General features: G+C 57.0%; 30 protein-coding genes. All 30 read right to left on the bottom strand.

All coding sequences use genetic code 11. From position 1 onward, the window contains the following. Positions 1-97: 97 nt before the first annotated feature. Positions 98-562, bottom strand: a complete 465-nt coding sequence (gene bfr, locus M2S36_RS00150) for a bacterioferritin (protein WP_003257116.1) — start codon at positions 560-562, stop codon at positions 98-100. 163 nt (positions 563-725) lie between these two features. Further along, positions 726-2,165: a catalase gene (locus tag M2S36_RS00145; RefSeq protein ID WP_207832721.1), complete on the bottom strand. Its 1,440-nt coding sequence runs from the start codon at positions 2,163-2,165 to the stop codon at positions 726-728. Positions 2,166-2,337: 172 nt separating this feature from the next. Then, positions 2,338-2,724, bottom strand: a complete 387-nt coding sequence (rplQ, locus tag M2S36_RS00140) for a 50S ribosomal protein L17 (RefSeq protein ID WP_003255451.1) — start codon at positions 2,722-2,724, stop codon at positions 2,338-2,340. Positions 2,725-2,766: 42 nt separating this feature from the next. Continuing rightward, positions 2,767-3,768: a DNA-directed RNA polymerase subunit alpha gene (locus tag M2S36_RS00135; protein ID WP_003255452.1), complete on the bottom strand. Its 1,002-nt coding sequence runs from the start codon at positions 3,766-3,768 to the stop codon at positions 2,767-2,769. Positions 3,769-3,790: 22 nt separating this feature from the next. Then, entirely contained in the window at positions 3,791-4,411 is a 621-nt protein-coding gene (gene rpsD / locus M2S36_RS00130) for a 30S ribosomal protein S4 (RefSeq protein ID WP_003257114.1), read from the bottom strand. Positions 4,412-4,426: 15 nt separating this feature from the next. Then, positions 4,427-4,816, bottom strand: coding sequence for a 30S ribosomal protein S11 (rpsK, locus tag M2S36_RS00125; protein ID WP_003255454.1), 390 nt, complete (start codon positions 4,814-4,816; stop codon positions 4,427-4,429). 18 nt (positions 4,817-4,834) lie between these two features. Then, complete coding sequence (rpsM, locus tag M2S36_RS00120; RefSeq protein ID WP_003257112.1) at positions 4,835-5,191, bottom strand: 30S ribosomal protein S13; 357 nt, start codon at positions 5,189-5,191, stop codon at positions 4,835-4,837. 131 nt (positions 5,192-5,322) lie between these two features. Beyond that, positions 5,323-5,439, bottom strand: coding sequence for a 50S ribosomal protein L36 (gene rpmJ / locus M2S36_RS00115; protein ID WP_002555468.1), 117 nt, complete (start codon positions 5,437-5,439; stop codon positions 5,323-5,325). Positions 5,440-5,467: 28 nt separating this feature from the next. Next, positions 5,468-6,799, bottom strand: coding sequence for a preprotein translocase subunit SecY (gene secY / locus M2S36_RS00110; RefSeq protein ID WP_003257108.1), 1,332 nt, complete (start codon positions 6,797-6,799; stop codon positions 5,468-5,470). Beyond that, positions 6,800-7,234: a 50S ribosomal protein L15 gene (rplO, locus tag M2S36_RS00105; protein ID WP_003257107.1), complete on the bottom strand. Its 435-nt coding sequence runs from the start codon at positions 7,232-7,234 to the stop codon at positions 6,800-6,802. 3 nt (positions 7,235-7,237) lie between these two features. Further along, the gene (rpmD, locus tag M2S36_RS00100) at positions 7,238-7,414 is read right to left on the bottom strand and encodes a 50S ribosomal protein L30 (RefSeq protein WP_003255463.1); all 177 of its coding nucleotides are present in this window, start codon (positions 7,412-7,414) and stop codon (positions 7,238-7,240) included. 2 nt (positions 7,415-7,416) lie between these two features. Further along, positions 7,417-7,917 carry a 30S ribosomal protein S5 gene (gene rpsE / locus M2S36_RS00095; RefSeq protein WP_003255465.1) on the bottom strand — a complete coding sequence of 167 codons (501 nt, stop codon included), beginning with the start codon at positions 7,915-7,917 and terminating at the stop codon, positions 7,417-7,419. Between the two features lie 3 nt (positions 7,918-7,920). Then, the gene (gene rplR / locus M2S36_RS00090; protein WP_009397496.1) at positions 7,921-8,271 is read right to left on the bottom strand and encodes a 50S ribosomal protein L18; all 351 of its coding nucleotides are present in this window, start codon (positions 8,269-8,271) and stop codon (positions 7,921-7,923) included. Positions 8,272-8,281: 10 nt separating this feature from the next. Continuing rightward, entirely contained in the window at positions 8,282-8,815 is a 534-nt protein-coding gene (gene rplF, locus M2S36_RS00085) for a 50S ribosomal protein L6 (RefSeq protein WP_009681972.1), read from the bottom strand. A 12-nt stretch (positions 8,816-8,827) separates the two neighbouring features. Next, complete coding sequence (gene rpsH, locus M2S36_RS00080) at positions 8,828-9,220, bottom strand: 30S ribosomal protein S8 (RefSeq protein ID WP_009681971.1); 393 nt, start codon at positions 9,218-9,220, stop codon at positions 8,828-8,830. A gap of 209 nt (positions 9,221-9,429) precedes the next feature. Continuing rightward, positions 9,430-9,735, bottom strand: a complete 306-nt coding sequence (rpsN, locus tag M2S36_RS00075; RefSeq protein ID WP_013970638.1) for a 30S ribosomal protein S14 — start codon at positions 9,733-9,735, stop codon at positions 9,430-9,432. A gap of 13 nt (positions 9,736-9,748) precedes the next feature. Continuing rightward, positions 9,749-10,288, bottom strand: a complete 540-nt coding sequence (gene rplE, locus M2S36_RS00070; protein ID WP_003257095.1) for a 50S ribosomal protein L5 — start codon at positions 10,286-10,288, stop codon at positions 9,749-9,751. A 20-nt stretch (positions 10,289-10,308) separates the two neighbouring features. Then, positions 10,309-10,623 carry a 50S ribosomal protein L24 gene (gene rplX, locus M2S36_RS00065; RefSeq protein WP_013970637.1) on the bottom strand — a complete coding sequence of 105 codons (315 nt, stop codon included), beginning with the start codon at positions 10,621-10,623 and terminating at the stop codon, positions 10,309-10,311. An 11-nt stretch (positions 10,624-10,634) separates the two neighbouring features. Next, positions 10,635-11,003, bottom strand: coding sequence for a 50S ribosomal protein L14 (rplN, locus tag M2S36_RS00060; protein WP_002555479.1), 369 nt, complete (start codon positions 11,001-11,003; stop codon positions 10,635-10,637). Between the two features lie 23 nt (positions 11,004-11,026). Then, entirely contained in the window at positions 11,027-11,293 is a 267-nt protein-coding gene (rpsQ, locus tag M2S36_RS00055; protein WP_003255478.1) for a 30S ribosomal protein S17, read from the bottom strand. A 2-nt stretch (positions 11,294-11,295) separates the two neighbouring features. Then, on the bottom strand, positions 11,296-11,487 hold the full coding sequence (gene rpmC, locus M2S36_RS00050; protein WP_002555481.1) for a 50S ribosomal protein L29: 192 nt from the start codon (positions 11,485-11,487) through the stop codon (positions 11,296-11,298). Continuing rightward, positions 11,487-11,900, bottom strand: coding sequence for a 50S ribosomal protein L16 (rplP, locus tag M2S36_RS00045; RefSeq protein ID WP_003255479.1), 414 nt, complete (start codon positions 11,898-11,900; stop codon positions 11,487-11,489). The genes rpmC and rplP overlap by 1 nt, the downstream gene beginning before the upstream one ends. A gap of 12 nt (positions 11,901-11,912) precedes the next feature. Continuing rightward, a complete protein-coding gene (gene rpsC, locus M2S36_RS00040) occupies positions 11,913-12,599 on the bottom strand; it encodes a 30S ribosomal protein S3 (RefSeq protein WP_003255481.1) in 687 nt (228 codons plus the stop codon). 13 nt (positions 12,600-12,612) lie between these two features. After that, on the bottom strand, positions 12,613-12,945 hold the full coding sequence (gene rplV / locus M2S36_RS00035) for a 50S ribosomal protein L22 (protein WP_003103908.1): 333 nt from the start codon (positions 12,943-12,945) through the stop codon (positions 12,613-12,615). An 11-nt stretch (positions 12,946-12,956) separates the two neighbouring features. Then, positions 12,957-13,232: a 30S ribosomal protein S19 gene (gene rpsS / locus M2S36_RS00030; RefSeq protein ID WP_003255482.1), complete on the bottom strand. Its 276-nt coding sequence runs from the start codon at positions 13,230-13,232 to the stop codon at positions 12,957-12,959. 16 nt (positions 13,233-13,248) lie between these two features. Further along, positions 13,249-14,073, bottom strand: coding sequence for a 50S ribosomal protein L2 (rplB, locus tag M2S36_RS00025; RefSeq protein ID WP_015268750.1), 825 nt, complete (start codon positions 14,071-14,073; stop codon positions 13,249-13,251). Between the two features lie 14 nt (positions 14,074-14,087). Then, positions 14,088-14,387, bottom strand: coding sequence for a 50S ribosomal protein L23 (gene rplW / locus M2S36_RS00020; protein ID WP_003255484.1), 300 nt, complete (start codon positions 14,385-14,387; stop codon positions 14,088-14,090). Further along, the gene (gene rplD, locus M2S36_RS00015; protein ID WP_008089819.1) at positions 14,384-14,986 is read right to left on the bottom strand and encodes a 50S ribosomal protein L4; all 603 of its coding nucleotides are present in this window, start codon (positions 14,984-14,986) and stop codon (positions 14,384-14,386) included. Before rplD ends, rplW begins: the two co-directional genes overlap by 4 nt. Before the next feature lie 12 nt (positions 14,987-14,998). Continuing rightward, complete coding sequence (gene rplC / locus M2S36_RS00010) at positions 14,999-15,634, bottom strand: 50S ribosomal protein L3 (protein ID WP_003257089.1); 636 nt, start codon at positions 15,632-15,634, stop codon at positions 14,999-15,001. Positions 15,635-15,714: 80 nt separating this feature from the next. Further along, the gene (gene rpsJ, locus M2S36_RS00005) at positions 15,715-16,026 is read right to left on the bottom strand and encodes a 30S ribosomal protein S10 (RefSeq protein ID WP_003186070.1); all 312 of its coding nucleotides are present in this window, start codon (positions 16,024-16,026) and stop codon (positions 15,715-15,717) included. Positions 16,027-16,204: the final 178 nt, after the last annotated feature.

Below are 16,204 nucleotides of genomic sequence, written 5' to 3'. Positions count from 1 at the left end.
CCCCTGTTGCGACACAAGGCCGCTCCCACAGGAGGAGTGCATTTGCCTGTGGGAGCGGCCTTGTGTCGCGACAGGGCTGCAAAGCAGCCCCCAGCTTTTACATCTGCGATTGCAGGTAGTTTTCCAGGCCGATGGCCTTGATCAGCCCCTGCTGCTTCTCCAGCCAGTAGGTGTGATCTTCTTCGGTGTCAGCCAGTTGGGCACGCAGGATGTCGCGGCTGATGTAGTCCTTGTGCAGTTCGCACAGCTCGATGCCTTTGCATAGCGCGCCGCGCACCTTGTACTCGAGCTTGAGGTCAGCCTCGATCATTTCCGGCACGGTGCTGCCCACTTCCAGGTCGTCCGCGCGCATGTCAGGGGTGCCTTCGAGCATGAGGATGCGACGCATCAGGGCATCGGCGTGCTGCGTCTCTTCTTCCATTTCGTGGTTGATGCGCTCGTAGAGCTTGGACAGGCCCCAGTCTTCGTACATCCGCGAGTGAATGAAGTACTGGTCGCGCGCCGCCAGTTCGCCCTTCAGCAGCGTAACGAGGTAGTTGATTACGTCCGGGTGACCTTGCATCGCCCTGCTTCTCCATGTGAAAACGTCTATGCCACATAGTGTGAACCAGCTTTTGCCAGCGGTCACTGAAAAACGCGCAATCAGAAGCAAAAAATCGGTCAAACAGTAGTGATATTCATTGAAAAACCGCCCAAATGAGGGCGGTTCTTCTTATCACTTCGACTTAAGCGAGATTGACGCCCAGGGCCTTGGCGACCCCTTCGCCGTAGGCCGGATCGGCCTTGAAGAAGTACTGCAGCTGGCGCTGGACCACGTCTTGGCTGACGCCTGCCATGGTGCCGGCAATGTTGTTGATCAGCAGGGCTTTCTGCTCATCGCTCATCAGGCGGAATAGCGCGCCGGCGTGGCTGTAGTAGTCGGTGTCTTCACGGTGATCGTAGCGGTCAGCCGAACCATTCAGGGCCAGTGCAGGCTCGGCATGGCGCGGCGACTGCTTCGGTGCATCGCTGTAGCTGTTGGGCTCATAGTTCGGTGCACTGCCGTAACTGCCAGCAGCCATGGAACCATCACGCTGATAGCTGTTAACCGGGCAGCGTGGTGCGTTCACCGGCAGTTGCTGGTGGTTGGTGCCCACCCGGTAGCGGTGCGCGTCAGCGTATGCGAATACACGCCCTTGCAGCATGCGGTCTGGCGACAGGCCGACACCCGGCACCATGTTGCTCGGACCAAAGGCAGCCTGCTCGACCTCGGCAAAGTAGTTGAGCGGGTTACGGTTGAGCTCCAGCACGCCCACCTCGATCAACGGGTAGTCCTTCTGCGACCAGGTCTTGGTCACGTCAAAGGGGTTCTCGTCGCGGCTGGCAGCCTCGGCTTCGCTCATCACCTGGATGCATACGGTCCAGCGCGGGTAGTCGCCTCGCTCAATGGCTTCGAACAGGTCGCGCTGCGCGTAGTCCGGGTCAGTACCTGCCAGGCGCGCGGCATCTGCCGGGGCGAGGTTCCTGATACCTTGCTGGGTCTTGAAGTGCCATTTGACCCAAGTGCGCTCACCCTCGGCATTGATCAGGCTGTAAGTGTGACTGCCGAAACCGTGCATGTGGCGGTAGCCGTCCGGAATGCCGCGATCGGAGAACAGAATGGTGACCTGGTGCAACGCCTCGGGGGAGTGCGACCAGAAGTCCCACATCATCTGGGCGTTCTTCAGGTTGGATTGCGGGTGACGCTTCTGGGTGTGGATAAAGTCCGGGAACTTCAGCGGGTCGCGAATGAAGAATACCGGCGTGTTATTGCCGACGATGTCCCAGTTGCCTTCCTCGGTGTAGAACTTAACGGCGAAACCACGCGGGTCGCGCTCGGTATCGGCGGAGCCACGCTCGCCACCAACGGTAGAGAAGCGCAGGAAAGTTTCGGTCTGCTTGCCAACCTGTTCAAACAGCTTGGCACTGGTGTAACCGGTGATATCGCGGGTGACGGTAAAGGTACCGTAGGCGCCCGAGCCCTTGGCGTGCACGCGGCGCTCAGGAATGTTCTCGCGGTTGAAATGGGCAAGCTTCTCGATCAGGTGGAAGTCGTCGAGCAGCAGCGGGCCGCGCGGGCCGGCGGAACGGGAATTCTGGTTGTCGGCTACAGGTGCACCGCTGGCGGTGGTGAGAATCTTGCTCATGGGCTCTCCTTATCGGTCTACAAGCGCCGGCTAATCGGCTTTGGAGAGAGTATTGACGAGCAAGGTTACAAGAACAAATTCATTACATGACTTATATCAATAGAAATAAACAATGCATGTAGCAACAAAAAACCGGGCACTAGGCCCGGTTCTTTGTAGCAGACAGAACGTCTTACTCAGCAGCTTCTACAGCACCGCCGACCGGACGATCAACCAGCTCGACGTACGCCATAGGGGCGTTGTCGCCAGCGCGGAAACCGCACTTCAGGATGCGCAGGTAGCCGCCCTGACGGGTGGCGTAACGCTTGCCCAGGTCGTTGAACAGCTTGCCAACAGCGGACTTCGAACGGGTACGGTCGAAGGCCAGACGGCGGTTAGCTACGCTGTCTTCCTTGGCCAGGGTGATCAGCGGCTCGGCAACGCGGCGCAGTTCCTTGGCTTTCGGCAGGGTGGTTTTGATCAGCTCGTGCTCGATCAGCGACACTGCCATGTTCTGGAACATAGCCTTGCGGTGAGAGCTGGTACGGCTCAGGTGACGTCCACTTTTACGATGACGCATGATTCATTCCTTACCAAACACTACGTTCGGTGATTACGACGATCAGGCGGTCGCCTTGTCGTCTTTCTTAAGACTTGCAGGCGGCCAGTTGTCGAGGCGCATGCCGAGAGACAGACCACGAGAGGCCAGGACGTCCTTGATTTCAGTCAGGGACTTCTTGCCCAGGTTAGGAGTCTTCAACAGCTCTACTTCGGTACGCTGAATCAGGTCGCCGATGTAGTAGATGTTCTCCGCCTTGAGGCAGTTGGCCGAACGTACAGTCAGTTCCAGGTCGTCAACCGGACGCAGCAGGATCGGATCGATCTCGTCTTCCTGCTCGACTACGACAGGCTCGCTGTCACCTTTGAGGTCGACGAACGCGGCCAGCTGCTGTTGCAGGATGGTCGCAGCGCGGCGGATAGCCTCTTCAGGATCCAGGGTGCCGTTGGTTTCCAGATCAATGACCAGCTTGTCCAGGTTGGTACGCTGTTCAACACGGGCGTTCTCGACCACATAGGCGATACGACGCACCGGGCTGAACGAAGCGTCCAGCTGCAGACGGCCAATGCTACGGCTTTCGTCTTCGTCGGTTTGACGGGAGTCGGCCGGCTCGTAACCACGACCACGAGCTACAGTGAGCTTCATGTTCAGGGCGCCGTTCGACGCCAGGTTCGCGATTACGTGATCGGGGTTGACGATCTCGACATCGTGATCCAGCTGAATATCGGCAGCGGTAACCACCCCCGAACCCTTTTTCGACAAGGTCAGCGTAACTTCGTCACGACCGTGCAGTTTGATAGCCAGGCCTTTCAGGTTCAACAGGATTTCAATTACGTCTTCCTGAACACCTTCGATCGCGGAGTACTCGTGGAGTACGCCGTCGATCTCGGCCTCGACTACTGCACAGCCAGGCATGGAGGACAACAGGATGCGGCGCAGCGCGTTGCCCAGGGTATGGCCGAAGCCACGCTCGAGAGGCTCGAGCGTGATCTTGGCGCGGGTCGGACTGACTACCTGCACATCAATGTGGCGGGGAGTCAGGAACTCATTTACCGAAATCTGCATGGATGCACCTATTTTCTAGCCCTTACTTGGAGTAGAGCTCGACAATCAGGTTCTCGTTGATGTCGGCAGACAGGTCGCTGCGAGCAGGAACGTTCTTGAAAACGCCCGACTTTTTAGCAGCATCCACATCAACCCACTCAACGCGGCCACGCTGGGCGCACAGTTCAAGGGCTTGAACAATGCGCAGCTGGTTCAGCGACTTCTCGCGAACCGCGACCACGTCACCCGGACGAACTTGGTAGGATGGAATGTTTACAGTCTTACCGTTGACGCTGATCGCTTTGTGCGAAACCAGCTGACGGGACTCGGAACGAGTCGAGCCGAAGCCCATACGGTAGACGACGTTATCCAGACGGCACTCGAGCAGTTGCAGCAGGTTTTCACCGGTTGCGCCTTTTTTCGAGGCTGCAGCCTGGTAGTAACCGCGGAACTGACGCTCCAGAACACCGTAGATACGACGAACTTTTTGCTTCTCGCGCAGCTGGGTGCCGTAGTCGGACTGACGGCCACGGCGCTGGCCGTGGATACCTGGGGCTGCTTCGATGTTGCACTTCGATTCCAGAGCGCGAACGCCGCTCTTCAGGAACAGGTCAGTGCCTTCACGACGAGACAGTTTGCATTTTGGACCAATGTAACGTGCCATTTATCTGTCTCCTGATTACACGCGACGCTTCTTCGGCGGACGGCACCCGTTGTGCGGGATTGGCGTCACGTCGGTGATGCTGGCGATCTTGTAGCCGCAGCTGTTCAGTGCACGAACGGCGGACTCACGACCTGGACCTGGACCCTTGACGTTTACGTCGAGGTTCTTCAGACCGTATTCCAGCGCAGCTTGACCAGCACGCTCAGCAGCGATCTGGGCTGCGAACGGGGTGGATTTGCGCGAACCACGGAAACCCGAACCACCGGAGGTCGCCCAGGACAAAGCGTTGCCCTGACGGTCGGTGATGGTCACGATGGTGTTGTTGAAAGAGGCATGGATGTGGGCGATGCCATCAACCACTGTCTTTTTGACTTTCTTACGAGGACGAGCAGCAGGTTTTGCCATGTCTATATTCCTGGGCGATTACTTGCGGATCGGCTTACGCGGGCCCTTACGGGTGCGTGCGTTGGTCTTGGTGCGCTGACCGCGAACCGGCAGACCTTTACGATGACGCAGGCCGCGGTAGCAACCCAGGTCCATCAAGCGCTTGATCTTCATGTTGATGTCACGACGCAGGTCACCTTCGGTGGTGAACTTCGCGACTTCGCCACGCAGGGTTTCGATTTGCTCGTCGCTCAGATCCTTGATCTTAGCGGCTGGGTTTACACCAGCGTCTGCACAGATCTTCTGTGCAGTAGTGCGACCGACACCATAGATGTAGGTCAGCGAGATAACAGCATGCTTGTTATCTGGAATGTTGACGCCTGCAATACGGGCCATTCAGTGGGACTCCAATTGACAGCTACCTACGCCCCGGAAGCCAAGAAATAGGGCGCGAGATAATATCGCTGTAGAAACGAATAATCAACCCAGCAGCACACTAGCTGCTGGGTTTGAAGCGCAGATCACACTCAGCCTTGGCGCTGTTTGTGACGCGGTTCCGCGCTGCAGATCACTCGTACGACGCCTTCGCGACGGATGATCTTGCAGTTACGGCACAGCTTTTTCACCGATGCACGAACTTTCATTACCGACTCCTCGAACCTTAGGGGCGTATCAGCGCAGCAGACCGCTGCCACCGTAGCCTTTCAGGTTGGCTTTCTTCATCAGGGATTCGTACTGGTGCGAAACGAGGTGCGATTGTACTTGGGACATGAAGTCCATCACAACCACTACCACAATCAGCAACGAGGTCCCGCCAAGGTAGAACGGCACATTTGCTGCCACCACCAGGAACTGGGGCAGAAGGCAGACGGCCATCATGTAAAGAGCACCGAACATGGTCAGACGGGTCAGAACGCCATCAATGTAGCGTGCCGACTGCTCACCAGGACGGATACCCGGAATAAAGGCACCGGACTTCTTCAGGTTTTCCGCTACGTCTTTCGGATTGAACATCAGCGCTGTGTAGAAGAAGCAGAAGAAAATGATCCCTGCACTAAACAGCAAAATGTTCAACGGCTGACCAGGAGCGATCGACTGCGAGATGTCCTGCAGCCAGCCCATACCTTCGGACTGACCGAACCAGGCACCCAGCGAAGCCGGGAACAGCAGAATGCTGCTCGCGAAAATGGCCGGGATGACCCCCGCCATGTTCACTTTCAGCGGCAAGTGGCTGGTCTGCGCAGCGAAGACCTTGCGGCCCTGCTGACGCTTGGCGTAGTGAACGGCGATACGACGCTGACCACGCTCAATGAACACCACGAAGCCGATAATCGCTACTGCCAGCAAACCGATAGCGACCAGGGCGAAAATATTGATATCGCCTGTGCGCGCAGACTCGAAAGACTGCCCGATTGCTCTCGGAAGACCGGCAACGATACCTGCGAAGATCAACATCGAGATACCGTTGCCCACACCGCGCTCGGTGATCTGCTCGCCCAGCCACATCATGAACATCGCGCCTGCCACGAAGGTGGAGACGGCGACGACATGGAAGCCCAGACCTACAGAAAACGCCACGCCCTGGTTGGCCAGGCCAATGGACATGCCAATGGCTTGAACCAGTGCCAGGATAACGGTGCCGTAGCGGGTGTACTGGCTGATCTTGCGACGGCCAGCTTCACCTTCCTTCTTCAACTGCTCCAGTTGCGGGCTGACCGCCGTCATCAGCTGCATGATGATCGATGCCGAGATGTACGGCATGATCCCCAGTGCAAAGATGCTCATGCGCTCGAGCGCGCCACCGGAAAACATGTTGAACAAGCTAAGAATGGTCCCCTCATTCTGCCGAAACAGATCCGCCAGACGGTCCGGATTGATGCCAGGAACCGGGATATGCGCACCTATCCGATAGACGATGATCGCCATGAACAGAAAGCGCAGACGAGCCCAGAGTTCCGACATCCCGCCCTTACCGAGCGAAGAGAGAGCACCTTGCTTAGCCATTTATTCCTCGAACTTGCCGCCAGCTGCTTCGATAGCCGCACGCGCACCCTTGGTGGCTGCGATACCCTTGATGGTGACTGCGCGAGTGACTTCGCCAGACAGCATGATTTTCACGCGCTGTACGTTCTGGCCGATCACGTTGGCATCCTTCAGGGATTGCACGGAGATCACGTCGCCTTCCACCTTGGCCAGCTCGGACAGACGCACTTCGGCGCGGTCCATGGCTTTCAGGGAAACGAAGCCGAACTTCGGCAGACGACGGTGCAGCGGCTGTTGACCGCCTTCGAAGCCAGGAGCGATCGAACCACCCGAACGGGAAGTCTGACCTTTGTGGCCACGGCCGCCGGTCTTACCCAGACCGCTACCGATACCACGACCTGGACGATGCTTCTCGCGACGGGAACCCGGCGCTGGACTCAGATCATTGAGTTTCATCGATTAACCCTCGACCTTCAGCATGTAGTAAGCCTTGTTGATCATCCCGCGGTTTTCGGGAGTATCCTGGACTTCTACAGTGTGACCGATGCGACGCAGACCCAGGCCTTTAACGCACAGCTTGTGGTTAGGCAGACGGCCCGAGACGCTCTTGATCAGCGTTACTTTTACGGTTGCCATGATCAGAAGATCTCCTCGACGCTCTTGCCGCGCTTGGCAGCAATGGATTCAGGAGATTGCATGGCTTTCAGACCCTTGAAGGTGGCGTAAACCACGTTCACAGGGTTGGTCGAACCGTAGCACTTGGCCAGAACGTTCTGAACACCAGCAACTTCCAGGACAGCACGCATTGCGCCACCGGCGATGATACCGGTACCTTCCGAGGCAGGCTGCATGTAAACCTTCGAGGCGCCGTGGGCAGCCTTGGTGGCGTACTGCAGGGTGGTGCCCTTCAGGTCAACCTGGATCATGTTGCGGCGAGCAGCTTCCATGGCTTTCTGGATCGCGGCAGGTACTTCGCGCGACTTGCCACGGCCGAAGCCAACACGACCTTTACCATCACCTACCACGGTCAGCGCGGTGAAAGTGAAGATACGGCCGCCTTTTACGGTTTTGGCAACGCGGTTAACTTGAACCAGCTTCTCGATGTAGCCTTCGTCGCGCTTTTGATCGTTATTTGCCATAACTTAGAACTCCAGCCCGCCTTCACGAGCAGCATCAGCCAGCGCTTTGACGCGGCCATGGTACTTGAAGCCGGAACGGTCAAAGGCAACTTGAGATACACCGGCGGCTTTCGCACGCTCAGCTACCAGCTTGCCAACCTTAGTGGCCGCGTCGATGTTGCCAGTGGCGCCATCACGCAGTTCTTTGTCCAAGGTCGAGGCGCTTGCCAGAACCTTGCTGCCGTCGGCCGAAATGACCTGGGCGTAGATGTGCTGCGAGGAGCGGAACACGCACAGGCGCACGACTTCGAGTTCGTGCATCTTGAGACGTGCTTTGCGAGCGCGACGCAGTCGAGTAACTTTTTTGTCGGTCATTTGCTAGGCCCTACTTCTTCTTGGCTTCTTTACGACGGACTACTTCGTCCGCGTAACGCACACCCTTGCCTTTGTAAGGCTCTGGCGGACGGAAGTCGCGGATTTCAGCGGCCACCTGACCCACCAGCTGCTTGTCGATACCCTTGATCAGGATGTCGGTCTGGCTTGGGGTTTCAGCGGTGATACCGGCTGGCAGTTCGTAGTCCACTGGGTGCGAGAAGCCCAGGGCCAGGTTCAGGACGGTGCCCTTGGCCTGCGCCTTGTAACCAACACCGACCAGCTGGAGCTTGCGCTCGAAGCCTTGGCTTACGCCCTGGACCATGTTGTTCACCAGAGCGCGGGTGGTACCGGCCATGGCGCGAGCTTGCTGGTCACCGTTACGAGCGACGAAACGCAGCTCGCCAGACTCTTCGGTAACTTCAACAGACGAGTGAACGTTCAGTTCGAGAGTGCCTTTGGCACCCTTCACCGAAAGCTGCTGGCCGGCGAATTTGACTTCGACACCTGCTGGCAGCTTAACGGGGTTCTTAGCGACGCGAGACATGCCTATCTCCCCTTAGAACACTGTGCACAGAACTTCGCCGCCGACACCGGCAGCGCGCGCAGCGCGATCAGTCATCACACCTTTGTTGGTGGAGACGATAGACACGCCCAGACCGCCACGTACTTTCGGCAGTTCTGCGACGGACTTGTACTGGCGCAGGCCTGGACGGCTGGAGCGCTTCAGTTCCTCGATGACCGGACGGCCTTCGAAGTACTTCAGTTCGATCGACAGGGAAGGCTTGGCCTCACCAGTTACCTGGTAGCCGGCGATGTAACCTTCGTCTTTCAGAACTTTGGCAACCGCGACCTTCAGGGTGGAGGAAGGCATGCTTACGACGGACTTTTCAGCCATCTGGGCATTACGGATGCGAGTTAGCATGTCCGCTAACGGGTCCTGCATACTCATGGGCTAGATGCTCCTGATACAAGAATTATTAGCCTTGCGGCTATCACAACCACCCGAGCGGACAGGGCAAAAAACCCAGGCTCAGGTGAGCCGGTCATTCTAGACACAAGGCAGAAACGAAACAAGCCCCATATAGGGGCTTGTTTGTTGGCGAAGTCACCGGCGGTCGGAAGATTGCTCCCCTTCCGCCGGGATCCTGCCTGCAGCGATTACCAGGAGGCCTTGACCAGACCTGGTACGTCACCGCGCATTGCAGCTTGACGCAGCATGTTACGGCCCAGGCCGAACTTACGGTATACACCGTGAGGACGACCGGTCAGGCGGCAACGGTTGCGCAGACGCGAGGCGCTGGCATCACGTGGCTGCTTCTGCAGGGCGACAACGGCAGCGAAACGCTCTTCAGGAGAGGCGTTCAGGTTGACGATGGTCGCTTTCAGCTCGGCACGCTTTTTGGCGTACTTGGCTACCGTGAGCTGACGCTTCAGCTCGCGGTTTTTCATGCTCTTCTTGGCCATTTTCCTACTCCAATCAGTTGCGGAACGGGAACTTGAAAGCACGCAGCAGAGCGCGGCCTTCGTCGTCCGAACGAGCAGTGGTGGTCAGGGTGATGTCCAAACCGCGCAGAGCATCGATCTTGTCGTAGTCGATTTCCGGGAAGATGATCTGCTCTTTCACGCCCATGCTGTAGTTGCCACGGCCATCGAAGGACTTGGCATTCAGGCCGCGGAAGTCGCGAACCCGAGGCAGGGAGATCGCCAGCAGGCGGTCCAGGAATTCGTACATCTTGTCGCGACGCAGGGTCACCTTGACGCCGATCGGCCAGCCTTCACGGACTTTGAAGCCCGCGATGGATTTACGAGCGAAAGTCACGACCGGCTTTTGACCGGTGATCTTTTCCAGGTCGGCAACAGCGTGCTCGATGACTTTCTTGTCGCCGATCGCTTCGCCCAGACCCATGTTCAGGGTGATCTTGGTAACGCGCGGAACTTCCATCACGTTCGACAGCTTAAGTTCTTCCTTAAGCTTAGGAGCGATTTCGTTCCGGTAAATCTCTTTCAGTCGTGCCATGGTCTTCTACCTAGCAGTGTTCAAGCATCAACCGCTTTTTGGGTCGACTTGAAGACACGAATTTTTTTACCGTCTTCTACTTTGAAACCAACGCGGTCAGCCTTGTTGGTTTCGCCGTTGAAGATGGCAACGTTGGAAGCGTGCAGAGGCGCTTCTTTTTCGACGATACCGCCCTGTACGCCCGCCATCGGGTTAGGCTTGGTATGACGCTTGACCAGGTTCACGCCACCAACAACCAGACGGTTATCAGCCAGAACCTTCAGCACCTTACCGCGCTTACCTTTGTCTTTGCCGGCGATCACGATGATCTCGTCGTCACGACGAATCTTTTGCATGTCGGATCTCCTTACAGCACTTCAGGGGCGAGCGAGACGATCTTCATGAACTTCTCGGTACGAAGTTCACGGGTCACTGGCCCGAAGATGCGAGTGCCGATCGGCTCTTGCTTGTTGTTCAGCAGAACAGCAGCGTTGCCGTCGAAACGAATGATGGAACCGTCAGCGCGACGAACACCGTGACGGGTACGCACGACAACAGCAGTCATCACTTGGCCTTTCTTGACCTTACCGCGCGGAATTGCTTCCTTGACGGTTACCTTGATGATGTCACCGATGCCGGCGTAACGGCGGTGCGAACCGCCGAGAACCTTGATGCACATGACGCGACGAGCGCCGCTGTTATCGGCCACATCGAGCATGGATTGAGTCTGAATCATAAAATTTCTCCGACCCTTCGCCCTTAGACTTCAACAGCGCGTTCGAGGACTTCAACCAGTGCCCAGGACTTGGTCTTGGCCAGCGGACGGGTTTCACGGATGGAAACCTTGTCGCCGATCTTGCACTGGTTGGCTTCGTCGTGCGCGTGCAGCTTAGTCGAACGCTTAACGTATTTACCGTAGATCGGGTGCTTGACGCGACGCTCGATCAGAACGGTGATGGTCTTGTCCATTTTGTCGCTGACGACACGGCCAGTCAGCGTACGGACGGTTTTTTCAGCTTCAGCCATGATCACTTACCTGCCTGCTGGTTGAGCACAGTTTTCACGCGAGCGATGTCACGCTTAACTTGCGAGAGCAGGTGCGACTGCCCCAACTGGCCAGTTGCTTTCTGCATACGCAGATTGAACTGGTCGCGCAGCAAGCCGAGCAGTTGCTCATTCAGTTGCTGTGCCGATTTTTCACGAAGTTCATTCGCTTTCATCACATCACCGTCCGCTTAACAAAGGAGGTGGCGAGAGGCAGCTTTGCAGCAGCCAGGGCGAAAGCTTCGCGCGCCAGCTCTTCAGAAACACCCTCGATTTCATACAGGACTTTGCCTGGCTGAATCTGGGCAACCCAGTATTCCACGGAACCCTTACCTTTACCCATACGAACCTCGAGAGGCTTCTTGGAGATCGGCTTGTCCGGGAACACACGGATCCAGATCTTGCCGCCACGTTTTACGTGACGGGTCAGCGCACGACGTGCGGACTCGATCTGGCGAGCGGTGAGGCGACCGCGAGCAACAGCTTTCAGGGCGAATTCGCCGAAGCTGACTTTGCTACCGCGCAGTGCCAGACCACGGTTGTGGCCGGTCATCTGCTTGCGGAATTTTGTACGCTTTGGTTGCAACATTTGGCGTACCCCTTACTTAGCAGCTTTTTTACGAGGCGCTGGTGCTTGTGGTTTCAGCTCTTCTTGGCGACCACCAATTACTTCGCCTTTGAAGATCCAAACCTTCACACCGATCACACCGTAAGTGGTGTGAGCTTCGTAGGTGTTGTAGTCGATATCGGCACGCAGGGTGTGCAGAGGCACACGACCTTCGCGATACCACTCGGTACGAGCAATCTCAGCACCGCCGAGACGACCGCTCACCTGGATCTTGATGCCCTTGGCACCAATACGCATGGCGTTCTGCACGGCGCGCTTCATGGCGCGACGGAACATTACGCGGCGTTCCAGCTGCTGAGCTACGCTCTGCGCAACCAGCATAGCGTCGAGTTCCGGCTTGCGGATCTCTTCGATGTTGATGTGCACAGGCACACCCATCTGCTTGGTCAGGTCCTGACGCAGCTTCTCGACATCTTCACCTTTCTTCCCGATAACGATACCTGGACGAGCGGTGTGGATGGTGATGCGTGCAGTTTGAGCCGGACGATGAATATCGATACGGCTTACGGACGCGCTTTTTAGTTTGTCCTGGAGGTACTCACGCGTTTTCAGATCCTTCAACAGGTAATCTGCGTAAGTAGCACCGTCTGCGTACCAGACGGAGGTGTGCTCCTTGACGATTCCCAGGCGAATGCCAGTGGGATGTACTTTCTGACCCATCTGATCGACTCCGTTACTTGTCCGCAACCTTGACAGTGATATGGCAAGACCGCTTGACGATGCGATCAGCACGGCCTTTGGCACGTGGCATGATGCGCTTCAGCGAACGCCCTTCGTTGACGAAGACGGTGGAGACCTTCAGGTCATCAACGTCTGCGCCTTCGTTGTGTTCGGCGTTGGCTACGGCCGACTCGAGGACTTTCTTCATGATTTCAGCGGCTTTTTTGCTGCTGAAGGCCAACAGGTTGAGCGCTTCGCCCACCTTCTTCCCGCGGATCTGGTCGGCGACCAAGCGGGCTTTCTGGGCGGAGATGCGAGCGCCCGACAACTTAGCGGCTACTTCCATTTCCTTACCCCTTAACGCTTGGCTTTCTTGTCAGCCACGTGCCCGCGGTAGGTGCGGGTACCGGCGAACTCGCCCAGTTTGTGGCCGACCATGTCTTCGTTCACCAGAACTGGGACATGTTGACGACCGTTGTGTACCGCGATGGTCAGACCGACCATTTGTGGCAGGATCATCGAACGGCGCGACCAGGTTTTAACTGGCTTGCGATCGTTCTTCTCCACCGCCACTTCGACCTTCTTCAACAGGTGAAGATCGATAAAAGGACCTTTTTTCAGAGAACGTGGCACTGTCGTATCCCTCTAGTTACTTGCGACGACGGACGATCATGTTGTCGGTACGCTTATTACCACGGGTCTTCGCACCCTTGGTTGGGAAGCCCCATGGCGATACCGGATGACGACCACCGGAGGTACGACCTTCACCACCACCATGTGGGTGGTCAACCGGGTTCATGGCAACACCACGAACGGTTGGGCGAACGCCGCGCCAGCGTTTGGCACCAGCTTTACCCAGCGAACGCAGGCTGTGCTCGGAGTTCGAGACTTCGCCCAGGGTCGCACGGCACTCAGCCAGGACTTTACGCATTTCACCAGAGCGCAGACGCAGGGTCACGTAGACACCTTCGCGAGCGATCAGCTGAGCCGAAGCACCAGCGGAACGAGCGATCTGAGCACCTTTACCCGGCTTCAGTTCGATGCCGTGAATGGTGCTACCTACTGGAATGTTGCGCAGCTGCAGGGAGTTACCGGCCTTGATTGGGGCCAGGGCACCTGCGATCAGCTGGTCGCCAGCGCTCACGCCTTTAGGGGCGATGATGTAGCGACGCTCACCGTCTGCGTAGCACAGCAGGGCGATGTGAGCAGTACGGTTCGGGTCGTATTCGATACGCTCGACAGTGGCTGGGATGCCATCTTTGTCGTTGCGACGGAAGTCGACCAGACGGTAATGCTGCTTGTGACCACCACCAACGTGACGAGTGGTAATGCGGCCATTGTTGTTACGACCACCAGACTTCGATTTTTTCTCGATCAGCGGTGCGTGAGGAGCGCCTTTGTGCAGCTCCTGGTTGACCACCTTGACCACGAAACGGCGGCCAGGGGAAGTCGGTTTGCATTTAACGATTGCCATGATGCACCCCTTCCTTACTCAGCACTGCTGCTGAAATCGAGATCTTGGCCTGGCTGAAGGGAGACGATCGCCTTCTTCCAGTCATTACGCTTGCCCAGACCACGTGCGGTACGCTTGGTTTTACCCAGAACGTTAACAGTCGACACGTTTTCAACTTTTACGTTGAACAGGCCTTCGACAGCTTTCTTGATTTCCAGCTTGGTTGCATCGGTAGCAACCTTGAATACGAACTGGCCTTTTTTCTCAGCCAGAACGGTAGCCTTCTCGGAAACGTGCGGGCCAAGGAGGACTTTGAATACGCGTTCCTGGTTCATCCCAGCAGCTCCTCGAATTTCTTCACGGCCGAGACAGTGATCAACACTTTCTCGTATGCGATCAGACTGACCGGGTCGGAACCTTGTACGTCACGTACATCGACGTGCGGCAGGTTGCGAGCAGCCAGGTACAGGTTCTGATCAACAGCGTCGGAAACGATCAGTACGTCGTTCAGACCCATGCCGTTCAGCTTGTTCAGCAGATCTTTGGTTTTCGGCGCTTCAACAGCGAAGTCCTGAACCACGACCAGACGGTCGCTACGCACCAGCTCAGCGAGGATGGAGCGCAGGGCTGCGCGGTACATCTTCTTGTTGAGCTTCTGCGAGTGATCTTGAGGGCGAGCTGCGAAGGTTACACCACCGCCACGCCAGATCGGACCACGAGTGGTACCAGCACGAGCACGGCCAGTACCCTTCTGACGCCATGGGCGCTTACCGCCACCAGCCACGTCGGAACGGGTCTTCTGCTGCTTGGTGCCCTGACGGCCGCCGGCCATGTAGGCCACGACTGCTTGGTGTACCAGCGTCTCGTTGAATTCGCCACCGAAAGTCAGTTCGGAAACTTCGATCGCCTGAGCGTCATTTACATTGAGTTGCATGTCAGTTTCCCCTTAACCGCGAGCCTTGACAGCTGGACGTACAACCACGTCGCCGCCAGTAGCGCCTGGAACGGCACCCTTGACCAGCAGCAGGTTGCGTTCAGCGTCTACGCGAACTACTTCCAGGGACTGAACAGTCACGCGCTCGGCGCCCATGTGACCGGACATTTTCTTGCCCTTGAACACACGACCAGGAGTCTGGCACTGGCCGATGGAACCTGGGACACGGTGCGACACGGAGTTACCGTGGGTGTTGTCCTGGCCACGGAAGTTCCAGCGCTTGATGGTACCGGCGAAGCCTTTACCTTTGGACTGACCAGTAACGTCTACCAGCTGGCCTGCAGTGAAGAGTTCAGCTTTGATCAGATCGCCAGCCTGGAAATCGCCTTCTTCAAGACGGAACTCCCAGACACCGCGACCAGCGGCAACGTTGGCCTTGGCGAAGTGACCTGCCTGAGCGGCAGTCACACGCGAAGCACGACGCTCGCCGACAGTGACTTGCACTGCACGGTAGCCATCGGTTTCTTCAGTTTTGAACTGGGTGACGCGATTCGGCTCGATCTCGATGACCGTGACCGGAATGGAGACACCTTCTTCGGTGAAAATGCGGGTCATACCGCATTTGCGACCGATTACACCAATAGTCATGTTGTAAACCTCATGAGTGTACGGGGCTTTCACCCGCTATGGCCGCCCATTTCAGAGCGTTACACGACTAGACCGAAGTCTTAGCCGAGGCTGATCTGTACTTCCACACCTGCCGCCAGATCAAGCTTCATCAGCGCATCAACGGTTTTATCCGTTGGCTGGACGATGTCCAGAACACGCTTATGAGTGCGGATCTCGTACTGGTCACGCGCGTCTTTGTTGACGTGCGGGGAAACCAGAACGGTGAAACGCTCTTTGCGGGTAGGCAGTGGAATTGGACCACGCACTTGTGCACCAGTACGTTTCGCGGTTTCCACGATTTCCTGGGTGGATTGGTCGATCAGGCGATGGTCGAAAGCCTTCAACCTGATACGGATTTGCTGATTTTGCATTGGATTTCAGACTCCAGGCTGTTCCCAACGGACGCACTACGCCCGCTAAAAGGAGGCGTGATTCTATAGACGCCCCCATTTAGTGTCAACCCAATAAAAAAAACCCCCGCTGAGCGGGGGTTTTTTCAATCGGTCGAGTGATTACTCGATGATTTTGGCTACGACGCCGGCGCCGACG

It is taken from the genome of Pseudomonas sp. SF2, from assembly GCF_036858055.1.
Taxonomy (GTDB): Bacteria; Pseudomonadota; Gammaproteobacteria; order Pseudomonadales; family Pseudomonadaceae; genus Aquipseudomonas.
This window is presented reverse-complemented; position numbering and strand designations above follow the sequence as displayed.

Bases quoted from the DNA above. Each gene is read 5' to 3' on its own strand.
- rplN (WP_002555479.1), bottom strand. From the start codon at position 11,003: ATGATTCAGACTCAATCCATGCTCGATGTGGCCGATAACAGCGGCGCT.
- rpsD (WP_003257114.1), bottom strand. From the start codon at position 4,411: ATGGCACGTTACATTGGTCCAAAATGCAAACTGTCTCGTCGTGAAGGC.
- rplV (WP_003103908.1), bottom strand. From the start codon at position 12,945: ATGGAAGTAGCCGCTAAGTTGTCGGGCGCTCGCATCTCCGCCCAGAAA.
- rplC (WP_003257089.1), bottom strand. From the start codon at position 15,634: ATGACTATTGGTGTAATCGGTCGCAAATGCGGTATGACCCGCATTTTC.
- rpmC (WP_002555481.1), bottom strand. From the start codon at position 11,487: ATGAAAGCGAATGAACTTCGTGAAAAATCGGCACAGCAACTGAATGAG.
- rplF (WP_009681972.1), bottom strand. From the start codon at position 8,815: ATGTCTCGCGTCGCTAAGAACCCCGTTAAGCTGCCAGCAGGTGTCGAA.
- rpmD (WP_003255463.1), bottom strand. From the start codon at position 7,414: ATGGCAACCGTAAAAGTAACGCTGATCAAGAGCGTCTCGGGCCGTCTG.
- M2S36_RS00145 (WP_207832721.1), bottom strand. From the start codon at position 2,165: ATGAGCAAGATTCTCACCACCGCCAGCGGTGCACCTGTAGCCGACAAC.
- rplB (WP_015268750.1), bottom strand. From the start codon at position 14,073: ATGGCAATCGTTAAATGCAAACCGACTTCCCCTGGCCGCCGTTTCGTG.
- rplD (WP_008089819.1), bottom strand. From the start codon at position 14,986: ATGCAACTCAATGTAAATGACGCTCAGGCGATCGAAGTTTCCGAACTG.
- rpmJ (WP_002555468.1), bottom strand. From the start codon at position 5,439: ATGAAAGTTCGTGCATCGGTGAAAAAGCTGTGCCGTAACTGCAAGATC.
- bfr (WP_003257116.1), bottom strand. From the start codon at position 562: ATGCAAGGTCACCCGGACGTAATCAACTACCTCGTTACGCTGCTGAAG.
- secY (WP_003257108.1), bottom strand. From the start codon at position 6,799: ATGGCTAAGCAAGGTGCTCTCTCTTCGCTCGGTAAGGGCGGGATGTCG.
- rplX (WP_013970637.1), bottom strand. From the start codon at position 10,623: ATGCAAAAGATTCGTCGTGACGACGAGATCATCGTGATCGCCGGCAAA.
- rpsH (WP_009681971.1), bottom strand. From the start codon at position 9,220: ATGAGTATGCAGGACCCGTTAGCGGACATGCTAACTCGCATCCGTAAT.
- M2S36_RS00135 (WP_003255452.1), bottom strand. From the start codon at position 3,768: ATGCAGATTTCGGTAAATGAGTTCCTGACTCCCCGCCACATTGATGTG.
- rpsJ (WP_003186070.1), bottom strand. From the start codon at position 16,026: ATGCAAAATCAGCAAATCCGTATCAGGTTGAAGGCTTTCGACCATCGC.
- rpsQ (WP_003255478.1), bottom strand. From the start codon at position 11,293: ATGGCTGAAGCTGAAAAAACCGTCCGTACGCTGACTGGCCGTGTCGTC.
- rplR (WP_009397496.1), bottom strand. From the start codon at position 8,271: ATGACCGACAAAAAAGTTACTCGACTGCGTCGCGCTCGCAAAGCACGT.
- rpsC (WP_003255481.1), bottom strand. From the start codon at position 12,599: ATGGGTCAGAAAGTACATCCCACTGGCATTCGCCTGGGAATCGTCAAG.
- rplW (WP_003255484.1), bottom strand. From the start codon at position 14,387: ATGAACCAGGAACGCGTATTCAAAGTCCTCCTTGGCCCGCACGTTTCC.
- rplO (WP_003257107.1), bottom strand. From the start codon at position 7,234: ATGAAACTCAATGATCTGAGTCCAGCGCCGGGTTCCCGTCGCGAGAAG.
- rpsM (WP_003257112.1), bottom strand. From the start codon at position 5,191: ATGGCCCGTATTGCAGGCGTCAACATTCCAGATAACAAGCATGCTGTT.
- rpsN (WP_013970638.1), bottom strand. From the start codon at position 9,735: ATGGCCAAGAAGAGCATGAAAAACCGCGAGCTGAAGCGTCAGCTCACG.
- rplE (WP_003257095.1), bottom strand. From the start codon at position 10,288: ATGGCACGACTGAAAGAGATTTACCGGAACGAAATCGCTCCTAAGCTT.
- rplQ (WP_003255451.1), bottom strand. From the start codon at position 2,724: ATGCGTCATCGTAAAAGTGGACGTCACCTGAGCCGTACCAGCTCTCAC.
- rpsE (WP_003255465.1), bottom strand. From the start codon at position 7,917: ATGGCAAATAACGATCAAAAGCGCGACGAAGGCTACATCGAGAAGCTG.
- rplP (WP_003255479.1), bottom strand. From the start codon at position 11,900: ATGTTGCAACCAAAGCGTACAAAATTCCGCAAGCAGATGACCGGCCAC.
- rpsK (WP_003255454.1), bottom strand. From the start codon at position 4,816: ATGGCAAAACCTGCTGCTCGTCCTCGTAAGAAAGTCAAAAAGACAGTG.